The organism is Rhodobacteraceae bacterium M382 (assembly GCA_025141015.1).
In the GTDB taxonomy this organism is placed as follows: Bacteria; Pseudomonadota; Alphaproteobacteria; order Rhodobacterales; family Rhodobacteraceae; genus Aliisedimentitalea; species Aliisedimentitalea scapharcae.
In genome coordinates this window covers 1,008,604-1,029,340 of sequence record CP081098.1, presented here as the reverse complement: position 1 = coordinate 1,029,340, position 20,737 = coordinate 1,008,604, and the positions used below count along the sequence as shown (strand labels likewise).

At 58.8% G+C, this 20,737-nt stretch carries 23 protein-coding genes; 9 read left to right on the top strand and 14 right to left on the bottom strand.

Translation table 11 applies throughout. The features are described 5' to 3' along the window. Positions 1-44: 44 nt before the first annotated feature. The 4 genes from rplT to pyk all read right to left on the bottom strand — a co-directional run bounded on the left by rplT (position 45) and on the right by pyk (position 2,442). Positions 45-410, bottom strand: a complete 366-nt coding sequence (gene rplT, locus K3727_04605; GenBank protein UWQ92086.1) for a 50S ribosomal protein L20 — start codon at positions 408-410, stop codon at positions 45-47. A gap of 14 nt (positions 411-424) precedes the next feature. Next, positions 425-625, bottom strand: a complete 201-nt coding sequence (gene rpmI / locus K3727_04600) for a 50S ribosomal protein L35 (protein ID UWQ92085.1) — start codon at positions 623-625, stop codon at positions 425-427. A 113-nt stretch (positions 626-738) separates the two neighbouring features. Beyond that, positions 739-963, bottom strand: a complete 225-nt coding sequence (locus K3727_04595; GenBank protein UWQ92084.1) for a hypothetical protein — start codon at positions 961-963, stop codon at positions 739-741. A gap of 30 nt (positions 964-993) precedes the next feature. Continuing rightward, the gene (gene pyk / locus K3727_04590) at positions 994-2,442 is read right to left on the bottom strand and encodes a pyruvate kinase (GenBank protein ID UWQ92083.1); all 1,449 of its coding nucleotides are present in this window, start codon (positions 2,440-2,442) and stop codon (positions 994-996) included. A gap of 153 nt (positions 2,443-2,595) precedes the next feature. On the opposite strand from pyk, the gene K3727_04585 reads away from it, so the two are divergent. The 3 genes from K3727_04585 (at position 2,596) to K3727_04575 (ending at position 4,118) form a co-directional block, all read left to right on the top strand. Then, entirely contained in the window at positions 2,596-3,333 is a 738-nt protein-coding gene (locus K3727_04585) for an N-formylglutamate amidohydrolase (GenBank protein ID UWQ92082.1), read from the top strand. Positions 3,334-3,446: 113 nt separating this feature from the next. After that, on the top strand, positions 3,447-3,686 hold the full coding sequence (locus K3727_04580) for a hypothetical protein (protein ID UWQ92081.1): 240 nt from the start codon (positions 3,447-3,449) through the stop codon (positions 3,684-3,686). Positions 3,687-3,803: 117 nt separating this feature from the next. After that, on the top strand, positions 3,804-4,118 hold the full coding sequence (locus tag K3727_04575; GenBank protein UWQ92080.1) for a DUF1244 domain-containing protein: 315 nt from the start codon (positions 3,804-3,806) through the stop codon (positions 4,116-4,118). Positions 4,119-4,132: 14 nt separating this feature from the next. On the opposite strand, the gene K3727_04570 is transcribed toward K3727_04575, so the two are convergent. From K3727_04570 to K3727_04545, 6 genes are all read right to left on the bottom strand, one after another. Beyond that, complete coding sequence (locus tag K3727_04570; protein ID UWQ92079.1) at positions 4,133-5,320, bottom strand: CoA transferase; 1,188 nt, start codon at positions 5,318-5,320, stop codon at positions 4,133-4,135. A 180-nt stretch (positions 5,321-5,500) separates the two neighbouring features. Then, positions 5,501-6,361: a D-amino-acid transaminase gene (locus K3727_04565; GenBank protein UWQ92078.1), complete on the bottom strand. Its 861-nt coding sequence runs from the start codon at positions 6,359-6,361 to the stop codon at positions 5,501-5,503. A 10-nt stretch (positions 6,362-6,371) separates the two neighbouring features. Then, entirely contained in the window at positions 6,372-7,337 is a 966-nt protein-coding gene (locus tag K3727_04560) for a dipeptide epimerase (protein UWQ92077.1), read from the bottom strand. Positions 7,338-7,479: 142 nt separating this feature from the next. After that, positions 7,480-8,481 (bottom strand): DUF1611 domain-containing protein, encoded by a 1,002-nt coding sequence (locus K3727_04555; GenBank protein UWQ92076.1) that lies wholly within the window; start codon positions 8,479-8,481, stop codon positions 7,480-7,482. A 135-nt stretch (positions 8,482-8,616) separates the two neighbouring features. After that, positions 8,617-9,867, bottom strand: coding sequence for an MFS transporter (locus K3727_04550; GenBank protein ID UWQ92075.1), 1,251 nt, complete (start codon positions 9,865-9,867; stop codon positions 8,617-8,619). 167 nt (positions 9,868-10,034) lie between these two features. Further along, the gene (locus K3727_04545) at positions 10,035-11,318 is read right to left on the bottom strand and encodes an alkene reductase (GenBank protein UWQ92074.1); all 1,284 of its coding nucleotides are present in this window, start codon (positions 11,316-11,318) and stop codon (positions 10,035-10,037) included. Positions 11,319-11,539: 221 nt separating this feature from the next. Between K3727_04545 and K3727_04540 the strand changes: the two genes are divergently transcribed. Then, positions 11,540-12,499 (top strand): L-malyl-CoA/beta-methylmalyl-CoA lyase, encoded by a 960-nt coding sequence (locus tag K3727_04540; GenBank protein UWQ92073.1) that lies wholly within the window; start codon positions 11,540-11,542, stop codon positions 12,497-12,499. Positions 12,500-12,577: 78 nt separating this feature from the next. Next, on the top strand, positions 12,578-13,195 hold the full coding sequence (locus K3727_04535) for a hypothetical protein (GenBank protein ID UWQ92072.1): 618 nt from the start codon (positions 12,578-12,580) through the stop codon (positions 13,193-13,195). A 31-nt stretch (positions 13,196-13,226) separates the two neighbouring features. Here the strand turns inward: K3727_04535 and K3727_04530 are convergent, their stop codons facing one another. Further along, positions 13,227-13,679 carry an Lrp/AsnC family transcriptional regulator gene (locus K3727_04530; GenBank protein UWQ92071.1) on the bottom strand — a complete coding sequence of 151 codons (453 nt, stop codon included), beginning with the start codon at positions 13,677-13,679 and terminating at the stop codon, positions 13,227-13,229. 73 nt (positions 13,680-13,752) lie between these two features. On the opposite strand from K3727_04530, the gene K3727_04525 reads away from it, so the two are divergent. After that, positions 13,753-14,346 carry a LysE family translocator gene (locus K3727_04525; protein ID UWQ92070.1) on the top strand — a complete coding sequence of 198 codons (594 nt, stop codon included), beginning with the start codon at positions 13,753-13,755 and terminating at the stop codon, positions 14,344-14,346. A 30-nt stretch (positions 14,347-14,376) separates the two neighbouring features. Here the strand turns inward: K3727_04525 and K3727_04520 are convergent, their stop codons facing one another. Next, complete coding sequence (locus tag K3727_04520; GenBank protein ID UWQ92069.1) at positions 14,377-15,210, bottom strand: AraC family transcriptional regulator; 834 nt, start codon at positions 15,208-15,210, stop codon at positions 14,377-14,379. Between the two features lie 124 nt (positions 15,211-15,334). Here K3727_04520 and K3727_04515 point away from each other — a divergent pair, with 124 nt between their 5' ends. The 3 genes from K3727_04515 (at position 15,335) to K3727_04505 (ending at position 18,454) form a co-directional block, all read left to right on the top strand. Next, positions 15,335-16,297, top strand: a complete 963-nt coding sequence (locus tag K3727_04515) for an acetyl-CoA carboxylase carboxyltransferase subunit alpha (protein UWQ92068.1) — start codon at positions 15,335-15,337, stop codon at positions 16,295-16,297. 433 nt (positions 16,298-16,730) lie between these two features. Beyond that, on the top strand, positions 16,731-17,483 hold the full coding sequence (locus tag K3727_04510; GenBank protein UWQ92067.1) for a hypothetical protein: 753 nt from the start codon (positions 16,731-16,733) through the stop codon (positions 17,481-17,483). Beyond that, positions 17,480-18,454 carry a helix-turn-helix transcriptional regulator gene (locus tag K3727_04505; GenBank protein UWQ92066.1) on the top strand — a complete coding sequence of 325 codons (975 nt, stop codon included), beginning with the start codon at positions 17,480-17,482 and terminating at the stop codon, positions 18,452-18,454. The genes K3727_04510 and K3727_04505 overlap by 4 nt, the downstream gene beginning before the upstream one ends. A 6-nt stretch (positions 18,455-18,460) precedes the next feature. Here K3727_04505 and K3727_04500 read toward each other — a convergent pair whose 3' ends face one another. Both K3727_04500 and K3727_04495 read right to left on the bottom strand, forming a co-directional pair. Then, on the bottom strand, positions 18,461-19,708 hold the full coding sequence (locus K3727_04500; protein UWQ92065.1) for a lytic murein transglycosylase: 1,248 nt from the start codon (positions 19,706-19,708) through the stop codon (positions 18,461-18,463). Between the two features lie 136 nt (positions 19,709-19,844). Beyond that, complete coding sequence (locus K3727_04495; protein ID UWQ92064.1) at positions 19,845-20,492, bottom strand: GntR family transcriptional regulator; 648 nt, start codon at positions 20,490-20,492, stop codon at positions 19,845-19,847. Positions 20,493-20,737 lie beyond the last annotated feature (245 nt).

The window sequence follows — 20,737 nt, the reverse complement described above, 5'->3', positions numbered from 1 at the left end:
CAATTTGGGAACGGCCCTGTTTTTCACTGTCGCTGATACGTTGATCAGGCGGCCAGAGCGGCCTGTGCTTTTTCCACGATGGCACCGAAGGCTTCGGGCTCGTGCACGGCCAGGTCGGCCAGAACTTTGCGGTCCACTTCGATACCAGCCATGGTCAGTCCGTTAATGAAGCGGGAATAGGTCAGGGCCTCGTCGTGGCTCCGTACAGCAGCATTGATCCGCTGAATCCACAGAGCGCGGAAATTCCGCTTGCGGTTCTTACGGTCACGGGTTGCGTACTGGTTAGCCTTGTCGACCGCCTGGCGGGCGACCTTGAAGGTATTCTTGCGACGGCCATAGTAACCTTTGGCTGCCTTGATGACCTTCTTGTGACGGGCGTGGGTTGTGGTTCCACCTTTAACGCGGGACATATCTCAATCTCCTCTTAGCGATCGTAGGGCATGAAGCCCTTGACGATCTTGGCGTCGGGGGCAGAAAGTGTGGTGGTGCCGCGTGCGTTGCGGATGAACTTGCGGGTACGCTTGATCATGCCGTGGCGCTTACCGGCCTGGCCGCCAAGGACCTTTCCGGTTGCTGTCACCTTGAAGCGCTTTTTAGCGCTCGATTTGGTCTTCATCTTGGGCATTTCCGTCTCCTATCATTCGGGTTCGGTCGAAACGCGACTCGGCATGCCACTTAGGCCGGTCGCGCGGTCAGAGCCGCTGCTTTAGGCAAACTTGGGGCAGACAGCAAGAGGGATCAGGGCAGATATCGTGCCAAAACACCAAAAAACACGTCCGGAATCTCGGAAAATCGATAACCGCCCGAATTCGACACCATCGCAACGAGAATCAGGCCCGCTGCAATGAGAAATGTCAGCATTCCGGCGACAGGTCTGCGACCATCGCTCAGCGCGGATACGGTCGATGGCACAGCAAGGGCGGCCACGACCAAACCAACAATCAGCGCCAGATCTGAATCCAAGAGAGCGTTCCTCTGCCTGCTCCCGTCAGCCTACTCTGGATCAGTGCTGTAGATCAAACGTTCATCACAGGGTGCCACACGCAGAATGTTCGTGGTGCCCGGCACATTGAACGGCACACCGGCTGTTACAACGATCTGGTCGGTGTCGTCAGCAAAGCCCCCGGCCCGTGCAGCGCGAGCTGCATTGGCCACAGCCCCTTTGAACCGCAACAATTCCGGCGTCATCACGCAATTACATCCCCAACTGAGACACAGCCGACGGGCCGTACCCTTGAGCGACGTCATGGCAATGATAGGGACAGCAGGGCGTTCGCGGGCCGTCAGCAACGCTGTGGTCCCGCTTTGGGTGAAACAGCAGATGGCTTTGATTTCGGTTTTCTCGGCAATCTCTCGGGCAGCGGCAACGATGCCATCGGCCACAGTGGTGCCCTTGGCGCTGCGCGATGCGGCGATGATCTGGATATAGGTCGGGTCGGCTTCGACCTCGATGGCAACCCGGTCCATGGTTTGCACTGCCTCGATCGGATATTGTCCTGCCGCCGATTCCGCACTGAGCATGATGGCATCGGTGCCTTCGTAGATCGCGGTGGCGACGTCCGATACTTCGGCACGTGTCGGCATCGGGCTTTCGATCATGCTTTCCAGCATCTGGGTGGCCACGATCACCGGTTTCGCCGCAGCCCGGCATTTGCGCACCAACCGTTTTTGAATGGGCGGCACGGCAGCAACGGGCAATTCCACACCCAGATCTCCGCGCGCCACCATGATACCGTCGGACGCATCCAGGATTTCGTCAAATTGCTCCACGGCAGTCGGCTTTTCGATTTTCGACAGTACCGCCGCCCGCCCTTCGGCCAAGGCGCGGGCCTCGTAGACATCCCGGGCCCGTTGCACAAACGACAATGCCAACCAGTCGACCCCCAACGTACAGGCAAACTCCAGGTCTTCGCGGTCCTTGTCCGACAGGGCCGCCACAGGCAGTTCGACGTCCGGCACATTCACACCCTTGCGATTCGAGATCACGCCGCCGATCACCACGGTGCAATCCGCAAAATCCGCGCCACAATCGTTGACCTTCAGACGGATCTTGCCGTCATTGACCAACAGATGTGCGCCAGGTTCCAGCGCCTGAAAGATTTCCGGGTGTGGCAGGCAGACCCGGTTCGAATCCCCCGGCGTTTCGTCCAGATCCATGCGAAAATCCTGACCTACGCTTAGATCCTGACCTTCGTCCCCGGCAAAAACACCCACCCGCAATTTGGGCCCCTGCAGGTCGGCCAGAATGGCGATAGGGCTATCCAGGTCCTTTTCCACCTGACGAATGATCTTGTGTTTTTCCCGAATCTCGTCGTGGGTCCCATGCGACATGTTCAGACGAAACACATCGGCCCCTGCTTCATGCAGGGCTCGGATGGTCTCGTATGTTTCTGAGGCAGGCCCCAATGTCGCTACGATCTTCACATTCCGCAGGCGCCGCATGTCCCGATCTCCTTGCTGTATTCCGTTGTGGTTTGCGTTTACGTTACGATTCCGTTACCGCAAACATCGCTACGGTGCTTATGGCGCAATTCCCTTTCCCGGGCAACTCCCCTAAACCTGCATCACATCCGATGACAGGCACATGACACCTACATGACATACACACCCTTCTATATTCACGGCGAAGACCGCCCTGCCCGCTGGCTGATCACCTGCGATCACGCGACCAACACCGTTCCTCCTGAAGTCAACGGTGGGGATCTGGGAATGGCCCGCGAGGACATGGAACGTCACATAGCATATGACGTCGGTGCCTATGAGGTGGCCAAACACCTAGGGCATCTGCTGGATGCTCCGGTGATCGCATCGAATTTCTCGCGTTTGGTGATTGACCCGAACCGAGGTGAGGAAGACCCGACGCTGTTGATGAAACTGTATGACGGATCAATCATTCCCGGTAATCGTCACGCGGATGCTGCCGAACGCGATCGGCGACTGGAGATGTGCTATCGGCCCTATCATCAGGCGCTGGCCCGGTTGGCCGCCCTGCCCCATGTGGTGATCGTCTCGGTCCACTCCTTTACCCGGCAATTGCGCGGTCGCGCACCGCGTCCGTGGGAAATTGGTGTTCTCTATCCCCCCGGCGAACGTTTCTCTCCCGCGCTGATCAACATACTCAGGGCCGAAGGCGATCTGTGCGTCGGTGAGAACGAACCTTATACCGGCCATTTGCCCGGCGATGCCATCGACAAACATGCCACGCAGCACAACCGCCCCAACACGCTGATCGAATTGCGCAATGATCTGATTGCAGATCATACTGGCCAACTTGCCTGGGCCGAACGGCTGGCCTCGCTCCTGCCCCCTGCGTTGGAAAAAAGCGGCCTGTGACGGCGGGTGCGCCTTTTGCCTGCCTCTCTGGTGCTCAGGGACAGGGTTTTACTGGAGACCAACACAAACCCCATGTATCCTGAGACGGACACGGCATTCCGCAAGGAGAGATCATGACCCAAGAAACGCTGACCACGGCCTTTGGCTGGATGGCTGTCCTGAATATTGGATTTCTGGCAATAGCCACCTGCATGCTTTGGGCAATGCAGGATTGGATAGCCGGCGTTCATGCCCGTATGTTCAAGATGCAGGAAGCCGAAGTACGCAAAGCGTATTTCGATTATCTGGCCAAGCTCAAAATCCTGACCATTGTCTTTGCCGTAGTTCCCTATTTCGCGTTGAAGATGGTCTGAATAACAAAGGCGCAACACCACATAGAAATCGGATTCGGGTGCCTGATTATTGTGAAATTGCGCCTTGATTGCTAGATCAGGATCCAAACGCCCAATTTACAGCATCGGACACGGACAATGGACCAGCAAACCGAAATCGAAATTCAGGCCGCTGCCTTTCGCCGCCTTCAGGAACACCTGATGAAGGACCGCACCGATGTGCAAAACATCGACCTGATGAATCTGGCCGGGTTCTGCAGGAATTGCCTGGCCCGTTGGTATCAGGAGGCCGCTGCTGAACAGGGTATCGAGCTGGGCAAAATCGAAGCGCGCGAGAAATACTATGGGATGACGATGGACGATTGGAAGTCCAAGTATCAAACCGATGCCAATCCCGAAAAACAGGCCGCTTTCGAAGTCGCGTTCAAGGAAAACGTGACCGACAAATCCTGACATCCAACTCTGTCTTAAGCAGCGCCAATCACGCCTCTGTTCCTAAGCGTCTGAATCTGTTGCGGTGACAGCCCCATATCGCTCAGAATGGCATCCGTGTCCGCCCCGTGCGGGCGCGGCGGCGCATCCAGCCGCGGGCTACCGTGATCATAGCTGTACCCGGCCACGGCAAACCCGGCGCCGCCCAGATCCTGAATCACGGCGCGGGAACGGAACTGTTCTTCGTTCAGCGACTCTTCCAATCGACGCACCCGTGCCGCAGGCACGTGATGAGCGTTCAGCACGTCTTCCCAATGCTGTGCGGTTTCGGTGGCCAGAACTTCGCTCAGGAACGCGGCATCCTGCGCCCGGCGCCCCCCGATTTCTGACCGGGGGGTGTTCTCAATCTCATCTGCGGCGCTGTCATTGCCCAGCGCGCGCATCAAATTGACCATCTGGCGATTGGTAAATGCTCCCAGCATCACCTGACCCTCGGCCGTGTCATAACAACTGTACCCCGCCAGCGTCGGATCCTGATTGCCGTTGGGGCGCGGCCCCGTTCCTGTCGCCAGCGTTGTCTTGGTGTGTGAATTCATCAACATCAGCGCGCAATCAGCCATGGATACGTCAATCTCACGCCCCAGCCCCGTCACCTGCCGCCCATACAAAGCGGCGGAAATCGCCAGCGCGGCCTGCGATCCAGTCCCATAGTCGATCATCGCCGGTCCTACGCGAACAGGCGTGGTGTCGGGTGTGCCATTGCTGGTCATCACCCCGGCAAAGGCCTGAATCACGATATCATAGGCCGGGTGGTCCTGCTTTGGTCCTGTCTGCCCAAAGCCACTGATCGAACAGAAAATCAAACCCGGGTTCAACGCTTTTAACCGCTCGTACTCTAACCCCAGTCGTCGCGCCGCTGGGCGGGTATAATTCTGAACAACCACATCGGCACCACGCACCAGATCGTCAAAGACGGCGCGCCCTTCTGGCGCTTTCAGGTCCAACGCCAATGCGCGTTTGCCCCCGCCCTGGGCCTGAAAGAACAGCCCCATACCCTGATCATTCAGATCTGCAATTGCGCCATCATCGCGCGTCATGTCCGGCGCGCCCGGGGCTTCGATCTTGATCACTTCTGCCCCAAGAACGCCCAACTGATAGGCGCTGAATGGGCCAGCAAAGACATGGGTCAAGTCCAGCACCCGAAGTCCCTCGAATGGTCGCATGTGATAACCTCCGCGTTTCTCAAAAGCTAGGTAAGACAAGAGACCAGAACTTATCCCTTTGCGGCACCGCAAGAGTCGTTTTCAATCTCTTGCATAGGCCGCAAACGGAAAAAGGGTGGAAAACGAAAAACGGGCTGATACATCAGCCCGCTCCCCAGTTGGAATGAATTCCACTCGAATTCAGATTGCCTGTTTGCGGCTTTCATCCAGATAGATTTCACGCAAACGTTTGGCAATTGGGCCCGGCGTGCCGTCCCCCAGCTGAACACCGTCAATTTCCACAACCGGCATCACAAAAGCGCTGGCCGAAGTGGTAAAGGCCTCATCAGCTTCCTTTGCTTCATCAATGGTGAACAGCCGCTCTTCAATTTCCATCTGTGCCTCTTCGGCCAGACGCAGAACGGCGGCGCGGGTGATGCCGTGCAGGATATCGGTCGACAGCGGGCGGGTCACGATCTTGCCGTTCTTGACAAAATAGGCGTTGTTCGACGTGCCTTCGGTGACATGACCGTCTTCGATCAGCCATGCATCGTCGGCACCTGCCTTTTTCGCCATCATCTTGCCCATGGACGGGTACAGAAGCTGCACAGTCTTGATGTCGCGACGGCCCCAGCGGATATCCTCGATCGAAATGATCTTGGCCCCTTTGCGGGCAGCAGGGCTGTCAGCCAGACCCGGCTTGTTCTGGGTGAACAAAACAATTGTCGGTTTGGTGTCGGCCGACGGGAACACGAAATCCCGGTCGCCATCAGACCCGCGTGTGACCTGCAGATAGACCAGACCTTCGTTGATGTCGTTATCAGCAACCAATTTGCGGTGAATTTCCAGCAACTCTTCCTTGGTGCACGGCGTGGCCATGTCCAATTCGTCCAGCGACCGCTTTAGGCGGACGGCGTGGCCGTCAAAATCGATCAGCTTGCCATCCAGCACGCTGGTCACCTCATAAACGGCATCCGCCATCAGGAAACCACGGTCAAAGATCGACACTTTGGCTTCGGTTTCGGGCAGATATTCGCCATTTACATATACGGTACGGGTCATGTTGGTCTCCTCAACCCCAGAGTGCCGGTTTGGGCGGGTGCACCCCGGCGGCGTCAAAATTCAAAGGCTCCGCACGGTCTTCGGCCAACAGCAGCGGCCCGTCAAGGTCCGTAACCGACGCGCCCTGGGCAACAATCGTCGCAGGTGCCATCGCCAACGAAGAACCGACCATACAGCCAACCATGACGTCATACCCCTGTGCCAGCGCTTCGTCGCGCAGCTTCAGCGCTTCGGTCAGACCGCCGGTCTTGTCCAGCTTGATGTTCACCACGTCATATTTCCCGACCAGTTTCGGCAGGCTTGAGCGGTCATGACAGCTCTCATCGGCGCAGACCGGAACGGGGCGATCCATGCCGATCAGGGCCTCGTCTTCACCAGCGGGCAACGGCTGTTCGACCAGCTCAACCCCCAGTTCAACCAGATGCGGTGCCAGATCGGCATAGACCTCGGCGGACCAGCCTTCATTGGCGTCGACAATGATCTTGGCATCCGGCGCACCCGCGCGCACAGCCTGCAAACGCGGCATGTCATCGGGGGTGCCCAATTTGATCTTCAGCAGCGGGCGATGTGCGTTTTCCGCCGCCTGCGCCTGCATGTTCTCGGGCGTGTCCAGCGACAGCGTATAGGCGGTAATTTCCGGCTTGGGTTCAGGCAATCCTGCCAGTTCCCATACGCGCTTGCCGGCCTGTTTGGCCTCCAGATCCCACAGGGCGCAATCCACTGCATTGCGGGCGGCACCCGCGGGCAACAATCCTTGTAGCTCATCACGATTAAAATCGGCGGGCAAACCTTCAATTTCCGCAGTCACGCTCTCCAACGTTTCGTTGTAACGCGCATAAGGCACGCATTCGCCCCAACCGGTCACGCCATCTTTCTCGACCTTGACGGTCAGCACTTTCGCCTCGGTCCGCGAACCGCGCGAAATGGTAAATACCTGTGCCAGCTTGAACACATCCGATGTCACGGAAATCCGCATGGGCCATTCCTCTCTTTCGCAAGGTGTCACCCCTGCACGAACGAACGGGCTGTGCGCACCGCCGCTCCTTCATCTTGCCAAAAAAACTCCCGCCGGAGGCTCCCACAACAAACGCCGGGACCCTCCGCCGGGCGTCGTTAGATCAAACCGCAGCCAGCGCGTCCACCAGGCGACCGGCACCATGGCGATAGGGATCAACTGCGGGCAGCCCCATGCGCTCTTCAACCTGCGCCAGATAGGCTACGGCTTCGTCTTCGTTCAGGTGCTGGGTGTTGACGGAAATGCCAACGATCTTGCAATCTGCATTTGCCCGCTGGGCCAAAGGCAATGCCACGTCCCGCAGTTCCTCCAGCGACGGCACCGAATACTCGGGCAGGCCGCGCATATGTTCGCGGGTCGGTTCGTGGCACAGGATCAGCGCGTCCGGCTGACCGCCATGCACCAACGCCATTGTCACACCGGAATAGGACACGTGGAACAGCGACCCCTGACCTTCGATCAGGTCCCAATGATCGTCTTCATTGTCCGGTGTCAGATATTCAATCGACCCGGCCATGAAGTCGGCGATAACCGCATCCAGCGGCACACCATGCCCCGTGATCAGGATGCCCGTCTGGCCCGTTGCACGAAAGGTTGATTTCATCCCGCGTTCCTGCATTTCAGCGTCCATCGCCAACGCAGTATACATTTTGCCGACGGAACAGTCGGTGCCCACGGCCAGGCAGCGTTTGCCGGTTCGGTTCTTTCCGTTGGCAATCGGATATCCCACGGTCGGAACCCGGACGTCATGCAACGTGCCCCCATGGGTCTGGGCCGCAGCCACCAGATCGCCTTCGTCACGCAGCAGGTTGTGCAGGCCGGATGCCAGATCGTATCCCATCTCCAGCGCCGCGATCAGCACCTCTTTCCACGCAGGAGAGATCAGGCCACCACGGTTGGCCACGCCAATCACCAGCGTCTTGGCACCGGCTTCCTTGGCCTCGGCCAAGGTCATTTCAGTCAGACCCAGATCCGCACCGCATCCGGGCAGGCTGATTTGACCCACAGCGTGATCCGGACGCCAGTCACGAATTCCAATGGCCACTTTGGCCGCCAACATGTCGGGCGCGTCGCCCAGGAACAACAGATACGGTGTTTCGATCATTGCGCTAACTTTCCCCAGAAGTAATTTCTGGCTATATTCCTTCGGTTCGTGCGCAAATTTCTCTCGAAGTTCAGTTTTGGACACCAATTATTAGAAGAATCTTCGAACCTTTTGGGATTTTGAGCAAGATTTCCTCTATAGGTCAGCTTGAGTTCCCTGTTCCTCTTCCTCGATCCATGAATCAGCCTGCAGCACCCCAGGTTGGGCCATGCCGATGATGCCCATCGCTTGGGCTTCACCGGTTTCTTCTGGCGGAGCCTCCTGAACGCGGCGCACCAATGCAACCGCCGCGCCGCCAAGACCGACCATAACAAACAGCAACTGCAACCCGCGCCCGTCAAACAGCGCTATGGCATTGGGCCCCAGAACCGTGCCGATCAACAAGCCAAGATTCAACAGGAACACCATGGTGCCACTGGCCGGAACCACCTGCCCCGGGCGCAGTTGGTCATTGGCATGCGCTGCCAGTATCGAATAAGTCGGATAGGTCCCCATAGCGATGGCCGCAAAGCCAAACACCAAACGCGACGGAGAGGTGTCGAACACCATCCACAAACCAGAAAGCGCCGTCAGAATACCAAGCCCGATCACCACATACCGTCGGTCAGTTTTGTCCGAAATCCACCCCACCGGATATTGAACCAACGCCCCCGCAATCAACGAAACCACCAAGGCACCCGATGCCTGTGCCGCCGTAAACCCCTGTTGCAAGGCATAAAGCGGCAGCGAAATAAACTGCGCTGACATGCCGATGCTCATCATCACGATCCCCACCACCGCCAGGGGTGACACCCGGTATAGGCGCTGAACCGGCATCCGTTCGGGCGCGGTATAATCTGGTGCCTTGTTGTTCGACAGCAGCAGCGGCACAATCGAGAGCGAGATCAGGATCGACACAACCCCAAACAGCAGATTGCCGGACGGATCAGGGAAACCGACCAAGGCCGTTCCCCCCGCCGGACCAACCAGCTGGATCACGAAATAGACCGAAAGGATCTGGGCGCGGATGCGGTTTTCCGCCTTGGCGTTCAACCAGCTTTCCGTGATCACATAAAGCCCGGGGTAGCAAAAGCCCGACAGGAAGCGCATAGCGCTCCAACTATAGGCATCCTTGGTCAGCAGGTGGATGATCGCCGCGATCGACACCAGAGATGCCAAGGCGGAAAACACCCGGATATGACCGACCTTTTCCACCAATCGTGGAGCGATGATCGTCCCGGCCAACGCTCCAAACGGATAGCAGGCCTGCATCATCGAGATCGTGAAGTCCGAGAACCCAAGCTCATTGCCCCGAATGGTCAGAAGGGTCGCCAACAGCCCGTTCGCGACCATCAGCATCATCATGCCCAGAAACAGGGCCCAGTTTTCCATCAATGCGCGCTTCATGCGTCCTGTGTGTCACAGCATCGTCGCCGGAACTGTTTCATTTGCGGCATGGTCAAAGTCGCCAATCAACCTGTGCCGACCTTTTTCGCCAACAGGACTTTCTGGCCACATTCAGACCCTGCCGTTCTTGGGTCATGTCTCTCTCGGGCCAATTGGCCATTTCATCGTTATGTGGTTACGGGCCGGTTGCAGCGCAACGAACCTCCGATCTGGGACTGTGGCATGGTGGTGAAACGCCCCGGTCCCTGTTCGAGATTGGGATAGTCGATGTACCCTTCTGCCCCTGCCCCATAAAATGTTTCACGCTCATAAACCGTCAGGTCAGCCCCCTGCCGCAGCCGCTCGGGTAAATCCGGGTTTGACAGGAACCATCGGCCGAAAGCGATCAGGTCATAGCTGCCATCGGCAACAGCGGCGGTCGCGGTCGACGGGGTAAACCCACCGGCCCCGATCAACACACCGTCGTACAGATCGCGATAGCCCCGATTGCGCATCGGGTGGCGATAGGCGTCCTCGGCTTCGGGGGATTGAGACAAACCGCCCACTCTGGGCTCCGTCAACATCAGATAAGCCAACGGAAAGGCATTCAGCCCCTCCACCGCATGGGTATACAACGCCAACGGATCACCATCACGGACCCCAAAATAGACCTGCCGCGAGTGCCCTGTTTCTGGATCCAGATGCGTGGGGGACAAACGGACGCCGACCCGACCGGGCCCCATTTCGTCAACCAGCGCAGCCACCACGTCGAACAACAGGCGGCATCTGTTCTCGAGACGTCCACCATAGCGATCACTACGCTGGTTCACCCCGTCATTCATAAACTGCTCGATCAGATATCCGTGCGCCGCATGCAGTTCCACCCCATCGAATCCAGCCCGTCGCGCCAAAAACGCGGCATGGCGGTAATCCGCGATCAGACGCGGGATTTCGTCGATCGGAAGGGCGCGTGGCAGGGTGGCCCCCTTGTCCCAATTGTATTGGTTCCCCGTCTCATTGCTGGCTTCGATCGCGGTGGCGGATGATGACACCGGCGGCAATGGCGCATCTGTCCCCTTCACCAGTGGGTGTTGAGCAATCTCGGGCTGTGCGACGCGGCCTGTGTGCAAGAGCTGACAAATTATCCGCCCTCCCTTGGCGTGGACCCGCGCGACCACCGCGCGCCAGGCCTCCATTTGGGTTTCTGTCCAGATCCCGGGCACCTGTCCGCCCTTTTCCGTTACCCGTTGGTAGATAGTCCATATCGGCGTCGCCTCGGGCGAAATATGCACCGCTTCAGTGATCAGCAAACCTCCGGCACTGGCGCGCTGTTCATAATACGCGGCGGTTTGTTCCGTCGGGGCCAGTTTTAATTCGTCCGCACGAATGCGGGTCATCGGGGCCAGCACCACACGGTGTTGCAGGGTGATACGCCCCGTCGTGATAGGGTGGAACAATGCGGCGTTAATCATGGGAATCCCTCATGTCCTTGCAAGCCCAACCTTTGCGCATCACATTGCGGGTTTCCAATGCATCTGCGACATTCGCGCGTCGGTTCACAGCCCACCAATCGCGTGCCGCAACGCGGCGTTCCCAATGCCGCATATGCAAAATACGACTTGCACGCCGGTGCGCAATTTAATAACCCCTGACACAACTGAAACGTAATTTCCTTACCCCGGAGGGAATATCTATGAGCTTTCGCCTACAACCTGCCGCCCCGGCCCGTCCCAACCGCTGCCAGCTGTTTGGCCCCGGCTCGCGTCCGGCGCTGTTTGAAAAGATGGCCGCCAGTGCTGCGGATGTGATCAACCTGGATCTTGAGGATTCGGTTGCACCGACGGACAAAGACAGCGCGCGCGAGAACGTTATCAACGCGATCTCCGACGTGGATTGGGGCACCAAGACCCTATCGGTGCGCATCAACGGGCTCGATACCCCGTTCTGGTATCGTGACGTGGTGGACCTGCTGGAAAAGGGCGGCGACCGTCTGGACCAGATCATGATCCCCAAAGTCGGCTGTGCCGGTGACATCTATGCCGTGGACGCGCTGGTCACCGCGGTCGAGGCCGCCATGGGTCGCACCAAACCGATCAATTTCGAGGTCATCATCGAATCCGCGGCCGGTATCGCCCATGTGGAAGAGATTGCTGCCGCCTCTCCCCGTATGGTCGCCATGTCCCTGGGCGCGGCAGACTTTGCTGCATCAATGGGCATGCAAACCACCGGCATCGGTGGCACCCAGGAAAACTATTACATGATTCGCGAAGGTCAGAAGCATTGGTCAGATCCGTGGCATTGGGCCCAGGCTGCCATCGTCGCCGCCTGCCGCACCCATGGCGTGCTGCCGGTCGACGGCCCCTTCGGTGATTTCAGCGATGACGACGGTTTCCGCGCTCAGGCATTGCGCTCGGCGACCTTGGGCATGGTAGGCAAATGGGCCATCCACCCTAAGCAGATCGCCTTGGCCAACGAAGTCTTTACCCCATCGGACGAGGCTGTGGCTGAAGCCCGCGAAATCCTGGCTGCAATGGAGCAGGCCAAGGCCAACGGCGAAGGCGCAACCGTCTACAAAGGCCGCTTGGTCGATATCGCATCGATCAAACAGGCCGAGGTGATCGTCGCCCAATCGGAACTGATTGCGAACAGCTGACGCCGGTTCGTTTTCACTGCAATATGGGGGCGTCCTGACCGGGGCGCCCTTTTTTCGTCATTCATGGACCTTGCGCCAATGCCCGACCTGACCCTGCTGCACACGGCCGATGTGCATTGCGCGACCTTTGACAGGCTCGCCCCGACGGCCGATCTGCACCACATCGTACGGCCTGACTGGCTGACCCGAGCGCAAACGCAGATAGATACCGCGCTCAGGAATGAAATCACCAAGGCTGTGACCACCGCCAAGGGCCCCGTGTTGTGCAGTTGCACCACCATTGGAGAAGTGGCCGAAGCCGCGGGGGCTACGCGGATCGACTGGCCGATGATGCAACGCGCTGCCCAGATCGGCGCTCCGGTTCTGATGGCCTATTGCCTGGACAGCACGCTTGCCCCCTCACAGGCGCTGCTACAGCGCGCGTTTGGCCAGCGAGACCCGCACCTGAGCCTCCTGGACCTGTCGCGTCTCTGGGGCATGTTCGTTGCGGGGCAGACCACGGACTTTGCTGTGGCCATTGCACGGGCGGTTGACGAGGCGGCGCACGACCGTTCGATCGGCTGTGTTGTCCTGGCTCAAGCCTCGATGGCACAAGCCGCCGGGCTTGCACACTGCACCCGTCACACGCCGGTTCTGAGCTCTCCCGATCTGGCGATCAAGGCGCTCCTGCCCGTTCGCGCGACCAAGCGGTTTTGAAACCGTGTGACCAAAGGCGCTTGCAAACGCCTTAACCGCGCTGATCCTTGGGGGATCCCATGACCACATAGGACGTAATCGCGCTCACATGCGGTGACGTTCCCAACACTTCGGTGTGGAACCTTTTGTAGCTGGGCAGGTCCGCACATTCGACGCGCAGTAGGTATTCGATGGTACCTGTGATGTTATGGCATTCCACCACTTCGCGCGCCGCCTGCATGGCCTGTTCAAAGGCCAATTGCGCCGCCTTGGTGTGTTCGCTGAGACCGACACCGATATAGGTAACAAAACCAACGCCCTGTGCCTGACGGTCCAACACCGCCCGATATCCTATGATCACCCCCGAGCGCTCAAGCTCTTGAACCCGACGCAGGCAGGCCGAGGCAGACAGCCCCACCCGGTCAGCCAGTTCGAGGTTCGAAATTCGACCATCGCGCGTCAATTCACGCAATATCTGATCGTTGATTTGATCTTTCTTTGACATAAGTTGCACAAATAACCGCCACCTCGCCCAAAACGCAATTTCATTTTGCGGTTTTCAAGCAATCATTCACCACATGACTTATGATCTCCTTCTGGCGCTTGCGCTCTTTGCCTTTGTTTCGTCGATCACGCCGGGGCCCAACAACCTGATGTTGATGGCCTCTGGCGCGAATTTCGGGTTTCGCCGTACCGTCGCCCATATGCTGGGAATCGGGTTGGGGTTCACCTTTATGATCCTGTGTGTCGGTGCGGGGCTGGTACAGCTGTTTGACGCCTACCCGGTGGCCTATGACATCCTGAAATACGGCTCGGTTGCCTATCTGCTGTATCTCGCCTGGAAAATCGCCAATGCGGCACCCGTCAACGCCGGCGAAGCGGTCGGTCGCCCGATGTCGTTCCTGCAAGCCGCTGGGTTTCAGTGGGTCAACCCCAAGGCCTGGACCATGGCGCTGACCGCGCTCAGCGCCTATACACCGGACCAATCCACCCGATCCGTGATCATTGTGGCCATGGTGTTTGGTGCCATCAACCTGCCGTGTGTCAGCAGCTGGACCGTTTTGGGCCAACAGATGGCGCGGATCCTGACAAACCCGCGCCGCCTGGTAGTATTCAACTGGACCATGGCGGCCCTGTTGGTTGGGTCCCTTTATCCGGTGGTCATAGGATGAGGTGCGCCGGTGCGCAGGTGTGCGGACAGCCTATTTCAGCGGCATGCAGATTTCGGTCACCAGATCTTCGGGCGCGGTGTCGCGAGGATTGTTCATGTAGATCTCGAAACAGGGGGCATCGGCAGGTTCTTCGCCCGAGGTCGGCAACCAATTCCCATAGAGGCTCTGATAGGCGCCGGAAATACCGGAATACGGCCCTTTGTAAGTGAGAACAGCGGTTTTCCCGCCCTCCAGCCGCCGTTCTTCCATGCCTTGCGGAATATCCTCGCCCCGATATTCGCCTCCGGCAAAGCTGCGCAGTTCGGCCTCGGCCACACATTCAGGATTGTCATAGTAAACCGCCGCAGCAGGCCCCATATGCGGCCAGAGCTGACGGGATTCGCACATGGCACCAAAGGCCTCAAAGCTTTTGCCGATCTCCATGTAGGCACCAGTGTGTGGCAGGCCGATCAGGCGGCGGGCTGGTTCATTGCGAAGGGATACGGGATGCATGGGATAGTCTCCGATTTTTAGGGTTGGGTTGGCTAACGTCGCCCGTCCCGCCTTGCGAAAGGCAATGGGGCTGACGCCATAGGCCTCGGCAAAGGCCCGCGCAAAGGATTTGAGGTTGGAATAGCCCACGTCGCAGGCAACCCTGTCCACGGGCCGGTCACTGGTCACCAGCCAGCTGGCTGCCCGATGCAACCGCAAACGTCGCACCGCCTGGGCACAGGTTTCCCCGGTCAGGGCACGAAACACCCGATGCCAGTGAAACCGCGACATCGCCGCCACGTCGGCCAGATTGTCCAGCGACAGATCGCCAGCGGGATTGTCGTGAATATAGGCCAATACCCGCAGCACCCTGTCTTCGTAGCTGGTCGTCATCCTGGTGATCCTCTTGTCGTCCGTTGCCCCTGTTGAATGCCATGGGACGAAACCACAAATCTTGCTGAGTTGCATCCGACGGCAACTGAGGCCATATAACGGGGAACACCGCGAGTGAGGCGTCATGACCCAGTATATGGATTTCGAAAAACCCCTGGCTGAAATCGAAGGCAAGGCCGAAGAGCTGCGCGCTCTCGCCCGGGCCAACGAGGAAATGGATGTAGAGAGCGAGGCCAAGGCGCTGGACGCCAAGGCTGTCCAATTGCTCGACGATCTCTACAAGGATCTGACACCCTGGCGCAAATGCCAGGTGGCACGCCACCCCGAGCGCCCCCATTGCAAGGATTACATCCAGGCGCTGTTTTCTGAATACACACCTTTGGCAGGTGATCGGAATTTTGCCGATGACCATGCGGTCATGGGTGGCCTGGCCCGGTTCAACGACCAACCGGTCATGGTGATCGGTCACGAAAAGGGCACCGACACCAAATCCCGGATCGAGCGCAATTTCGGCATGGCGCGCCCCGAAGGCTATCGCAAGGCAATCCGGCTGATGCAGATGGCCGGGAAATTTGGTCTGCCAGTGATCACTCTGGTTGACACCCCCGGTGCCTACCCCGGCAAAGGGGCCGAAGAGCGCGGCCAGTCCGAAGCCATCGCCCGCGCCACCGAAGCCTGCCTGCAGATCGGCGTGCCGTTGGTCAGCGTGGTGATAGGCGAAGGTGGATCCGGTGGTGCCGTGGCCTTTGCCACCGCCAACCGTGTGGCGATGCTGGAACATTCGATCTATTCGGTGATCAGCCCCGAAGGCTGTGCGTCGATCCTGTGGAAAGACGCTGAAAAGATGCGCGAAGCCGCAGAGGCGCTGCGCCTGACTGCGCAGAATCTGTTCGACCTGGGCGTGGTAGACCGTGTGATCCCCGAGCCCAAAGGCGGCGCGCACCGCGACAAGGCGACCGCAATCCAGGCCGTTGGCGACGCGATCACTGCGTTGCTGGGGGACATGCAGGACATGGACGCCAAGGCCCTGGTGCAGGATCGGCGCAAAAAGTTCCTCGATATAGGGTCCAAAGGGCTGGCAGCTTAACCCGTTTTGGAAGGGTCAACCGGCCCTTCTGACTTGCTGGTCAAAATGTTATTCTCGACGAGCCATGCTTTGCACCGCTGAGCCCGATGTGGGCGCAGTCCACCGGCGCACCCGCAGTCGCCGCAAAAACCCGGTCGCTCTGCAGGACAGCCCCGACCAGAGGGTGAAGCCCCCTCTCCCCTGTATCCATCATCATTGCAGACCAACGCCCGGCATTGTTTCCTCACAGGGACGGCCCCGGAAACACGGGGGCTGGGGCAGTGGGGCAACTGGGCCTGCGACAGAGGTGTTATCAGGCACCACCCAGATGGCTTGGCTGCGGAGTTTGACTCTAGCCAGCCCCGCGTTTTCGCTCAACAGTGTCTGTTGACACTCTTCCCACGTGCCATCCAGCGATGAACAATACCGGAGCAGGCAACAGGAGACTTACAAGATGCACCCGATCATTGCCCTTTGGTCCCATCCGCGCTCCATGTCCACAGCGATGGAACGTGTGATGCGCGAACGCGGCGATTTGGACTGTGCGCATGAACCCTTCATGTATGACTATTATGTCAATCGAAAGGTGCGCGAGATGCCCCACTTCGATGTGCAACCTGGCCACCCCGTCGCCTACCAGGACATCCGCAACACCTTGATACACCGCGCCGAAACCCGGCCCGTGTTCTTCAAGGACATGAGCTATTACGTCATGCCGCATATTCTGGCGGACCAGGCATTTCAGGATCGGCTGATCAACTGCTTTCTGATCCGCAATCCGATGGCGTCGATTCCCTCATATTTCAAACTGGATGCCGAGGTGACCCAAGAGGAAATCGGATTAGAGGCGCAATGGCGGCATTACTCGGCGCTCAAGGCGGCCGGTCAAGTGCCCGTGGTGATCGAGGCCGAAACCGTGCGACAGGACACCCGCGCTGCATTGGCAAACATGTGGGATCGCATTGGATTGCCGTTTTCCGAAGCCGCCTTTGACTGGCAGGACGAAAAACCCACCGACTGGCAGCAGGTGGATGGCTGGCACGGCGACGTCAGCGCCTCCAAGTCCATCCGCCCCCTGACACTGGCCGATATATCCGAACAGGAGCGCATGTTTTTTGCCCTCGCCCGCCGGGAACCCAAGGCACAGACCTATCTCGAACACCACCTGCCCTATTATCTGCGTCTTAAGGGAGCGGCATTGGAGTGAGCACGGGCACAGGGAAATCCACCGCAGACTTGGTCGAAAACCTGTCGTTGTTTCATGTTTTGCCCACGGCCATCGACGCCATAGGCACATCGGATTTCGAAAAACTGCTCGCCGATGCGGTGGGGGCCGCAATCGACCATGATTTTATTACCATGGCCCGCTACTCCACCCACGATGATCCCAGATTCCTGATCCATTCGCACACTTTCCCGTCACACCTGGCCGAACTGTACCTAAAGAAATACGTCAGCAGCGACCCCTATGTCCCCTTTTGGCGCCAAGGGCGCACATCAGGCGTGGTTTGGCTGCAAGAGCTGACACGCAATGGTGCGTTTTCACGCTACACGGATGAGTTCCTGCCCCAGATCGATGTGACTGACGAGATTGGCGTTTTTGCACCAGCGGTGGACACTGATTCCGTGGCCTTCTTTTTCAACAAGCGAAGGGGCCAATTCCATCAAACCGACGTTGATACGCTGGATAGGCTTTACCCCACCATCGCCGCGCTCTATCGGCAGCACATACGGGCCCTGATCCTGGCCGATGAATACTCCGCTTCTCCGTCTTTGGGGCGGCCCTGGCGCACGACAAACGCCCTGGGCACCACGATCTGGATGACCAATGAATGGCATCAGCAGAACACGCCTCAGGCGGTCCCGATACGCACCTCGATCGCCCAGGACTTCAACGTCGGAACCCGGTTTGTCTGGACGATCTATTCCGGTGCTGATGCTACCCCGGCGATGTTGGAGATCGACCAATGGGTGTCCCGGATCGATCTGACACCGCGTGAACGCGACATTGTCAGGCTGACGCTCCAAGGCCACAGCACGGCTGGAATCGCCCAGACGCTGGATCTGTCAGTGGGCAACATCAAGAACCACAAACGCCGGATCTATGGCAAGCTGGACATCACCAGCGAACGTGAGTTGTTCCTGCTGTTCTTTGCCGCGCTGACACTCCAGAGCTGATGCTGATTACCCTTTGCGCAGTCGTTGCAACAAGTCCAGCGAAGGTTCGCCCGTCACGGTCAGACCGCGGGATTTCTGATAACCTGAAATCGCGCTCTTTGTGTTGGATCCGATGACCCCATCGGCACCTTGGGTGTCAAATCCCGCCCGGGTCAAACGCTCCTGCATCTCCTTGCGGTCATCCAACGTCATGCCGGTCTTGTCTGGGGGGAACTTCCCCTTGATCGCCGGGCCACCCACCAGGCGATCGGACAGGTGACCAATCCCGATCACATAGCTGGTAGAGTTGTTATAACGGGTGATTACCTTGAAATTATTGAAGATCATAAAGGCAGGCCCGGACGCCCCCGATGGAATGATGATCGACGCGGCTCCATGATCCGGCACTGCACGCCCGGACATATCACGCACGCCCAAGGCGGCCCAACTGTTGGGTGCGCGTTTTGTGTCGCGCCCCGTCAAACCTGTATCAAACCCGCTGGGCAATCGCACTTCGACACCCCAGGGCTGCCCCTGCTTCCAACCGGATCGCTTCAGATAGGCCGCTGCCGAGGCCAGGGCATCGGTCGGGTCATCCGACCAGATGTCACGCCGCCCGTCGCCGCGGAAATCCACCGCATACGCCAAATAGGAGGTCGGGATAAATTGGGTGTGGCCCATAGCGCCCGCCCAGCTCCCGGTCATGCGGTCCGAGCTGATATCGCCATTTTGCAGAATCTTGAGCGCAGCGACCAGCTGGCTTTCAAAAAACGAACCACGCCGCCCGTCATAAGCCAGCGTGGACAGCGCCGAGACCACCGGAATATCACCCCTGCGCGCGCCATAGCGGCTCTCTAGCCCCCAAATGGCCGTCACGACCTGTGGTTCCACCTGATATCGGTTCTGGATCTCCAGCAGGACATTTCGGTGACGCTGGAGCATCTGGCGTCCGACGGATATGCGTTCATCCGACGCGGCAATCGCCAGGTAGTCCTCGAGCGTGCGCGTGAATTCGGTCTGGTTGCGGTCCCGTTCAATCACCCCCGGCAGGTACCCTGCACTTTGAAACGCGCGATCCAGGACTGGTTGTGAAATCCCCTGGGACAGCGCGCGCGCCCGGAAACTGGCCAACCAGGCATCATACCCAGCATTGGGAACCGATTTCATGCGTGTCGGTGCCGCCGGCGTGGTTGGGACCCCACCGGTACAGGCCGTCAAAAAGGCTGCTCCCAACCCAAGTGAAAAGCTGCGCCTGCCCAATCCGCTCTGTTTCATGGTGATGTCCTGCTCAAATTTGGTTTGTGATTTGGTTTTGCCACCAGCCTAGCCCGGATCTCTCCTCCGGGCCAAGCCATCAGATACCATATCGCCGCTTCCGGCGTGGCTCTGCCACTCTGACCCAACACGGGGCTTATCCCGCGAGCAGTTTGAGCCCCTGTGTCACGTCCGACCGGACCGCCAGGCGCAATCCCGGTTCGTCACCGGCCTTGAGCGCGGCAATGATCAGCTTGTGGTTATACGGCGGTTCCGTCCGGCGCAGCCGCCCATACAACGCCCGCATCGTCGGCCCCAGCTGTAACCATACGGTTTCGGCCATGGCCAGCATCGCCGGAGCCTGCGCACGCAGATACAGGGTGCGATGAAATTCGAGGTTCGAGCGGATATAGCCCACTGCATCGCGTTTGGACACCATTTCGGCCACGGTGACATTGATCGAATGCAATCGGTCGATCAATGCAATATGCGCACGTGGCAACGCCCGGCTGGCCAGCTCAACCTCCAGCAAAGCGCGCAGCGCAGCCAGCTCTTCAATCCGATCATGACTCAGCTCCGGTGTCGAAACACGGCCTGAACTGGACAGGAATAGAGCACCTTCGGCCACCAACCTGCGCACGGCCTCGCGGGCAGGTGTCATGGAGACATCAAATTCTTTGCCAATCCCCCGCAACGTCAGCGCCGCACCGGGGGCGATTTCGCCATGCATGATCCGGGTTCGCAAGGTGCGATACACCCTGTCATGGGCAGACAGTTCGGCGTCAGATGGTCTTGGGGCTATCATGAACCCTTTGTGATCACATCCAGAGGTCGGGTCAACCACAAGCCCTCCCGCCCGTCGGCGCGGCATGAAAATGCCGCACCTTCCGTTGGGCGTGGCACTGCGCGTCAATGCGCGCAGTGCCACGCCGGTTCGATGGGATGGCAGCGTGCGGTACGCACGCTGCCACGCCCAACTCAAATGGGTTTTCCGGCGACAGCCGGAACATCCAATTGGGGCGGGAGCCCACCGCCGCCAAATGCAGAATC

Excerpts from the sequence above, each read along its gene's own strand:
- K3727_04500 (UWQ92065.1), bottom strand. The coding sequence starts at position 19,708 with ATGAAACAGAGCGGATTGGGCAGGCGCAGCTTTTCACTTGGGTTGGGA.
- K3727_04575 (UWQ92080.1), top strand. The coding sequence starts at position 3,804 with ATGGACCAGCAAACCGAAATCGAAATTCAGGCCGCTGCCTTTCGCCGC.
- K3727_04555 (UWQ92076.1), bottom strand. The coding sequence starts at position 8,481 with ATGATCGAAACACCGTATCTGTTGTTCCTGGGCGACGCGCCCGACATG.
- rpmI (UWQ92085.1), bottom strand. The coding sequence starts at position 625 with ATGCCCAAGATGAAGACCAAATCGAGCGCTAAAAAGCGCTTCAAGGTG.
- K3727_04565 (UWQ92078.1), bottom strand. The coding sequence starts at position 6,361 with ATGACCCGTACCGTATATGTAAATGGCGAATATCTGCCCGAAACCGAA.
- rplT (UWQ92086.1), bottom strand. The coding sequence starts at position 410 with ATGTCCCGCGTTAAAGGTGGAACCACAACCCACGCCCGTCACAAGAAG.
- K3727_04560 (UWQ92077.1), bottom strand. The coding sequence starts at position 7,337 with ATGCGGATTTCCGTGACATCGGATGTGTTCAAGCTGGCACAGGTATTT.
- K3727_04520 (UWQ92069.1), bottom strand. The coding sequence starts at position 15,210 with ATGACGACCAGCTACGAAGACAGGGTGCTGCGGGTATTGGCCTATATT.
- pyk (UWQ92083.1), bottom strand. The coding sequence starts at position 2,442 with ATGCGGCGCCTGCGGAATGTGAAGATCGTAGCGACATTGGGGCCTGCC.
- K3727_04570 (UWQ92079.1), bottom strand. The coding sequence starts at position 5,320 with ATGCGACCATTCGAGGGACTTCGGGTGCTGGACTTGACCCATGTCTTT.
- K3727_04530 (UWQ92071.1), bottom strand. The coding sequence starts at position 13,679 with ATGTCAAAGAAAGATCAAATCAACGATCAGATATTGCGTGAATTGACG.
- K3727_04525 (UWQ92070.1), top strand. The coding sequence starts at position 13,753 with ATGACTTATGATCTCCTTCTGGCGCTTGCGCTCTTTGCCTTTGTTTCG.
- K3727_04535 (UWQ92072.1), top strand. The coding sequence starts at position 12,578 with ATGCCCGACCTGACCCTGCTGCACACGGCCGATGTGCATTGCGCGACC.
- K3727_04580 (UWQ92081.1), top strand. The coding sequence starts at position 3,447 with ATGACCCAAGAAACGCTGACCACGGCCTTTGGCTGGATGGCTGTCCTG.
- K3727_04540 (UWQ92073.1), top strand. The coding sequence starts at position 11,540 with ATGAGCTTTCGCCTACAACCTGCCGCCCCGGCCCGTCCCAACCGCTGC.
- K3727_04545 (UWQ92074.1), bottom strand. The coding sequence starts at position 11,318 with ATGATTAACGCCGCATTGTTCCACCCTATCACGACGGGGCGTATCACC.
- K3727_04495 (UWQ92064.1), bottom strand. The coding sequence starts at position 20,492 with ATGATAGCCCCAAGACCATCTGACGCCGAACTGTCTGCCCATGACAGG.
- K3727_04515 (UWQ92068.1), top strand. The coding sequence starts at position 15,335 with ATGACCCAGTATATGGATTTCGAAAAACCCCTGGCTGAAATCGAAGGC.
- K3727_04550 (UWQ92075.1), bottom strand. The coding sequence starts at position 9,867 with ATGAAGCGCGCATTGATGGAAAACTGGGCCCTGTTTCTGGGCATGATG.
- K3727_04585 (UWQ92082.1), top strand. The coding sequence starts at position 2,596 with ATGACATACACACCCTTCTATATTCACGGCGAAGACCGCCCTGCCCGC.
- K3727_04510 (UWQ92067.1), top strand. The coding sequence starts at position 16,731 with ATGCACCCGATCATTGCCCTTTGGTCCCATCCGCGCTCCATGTCCACA.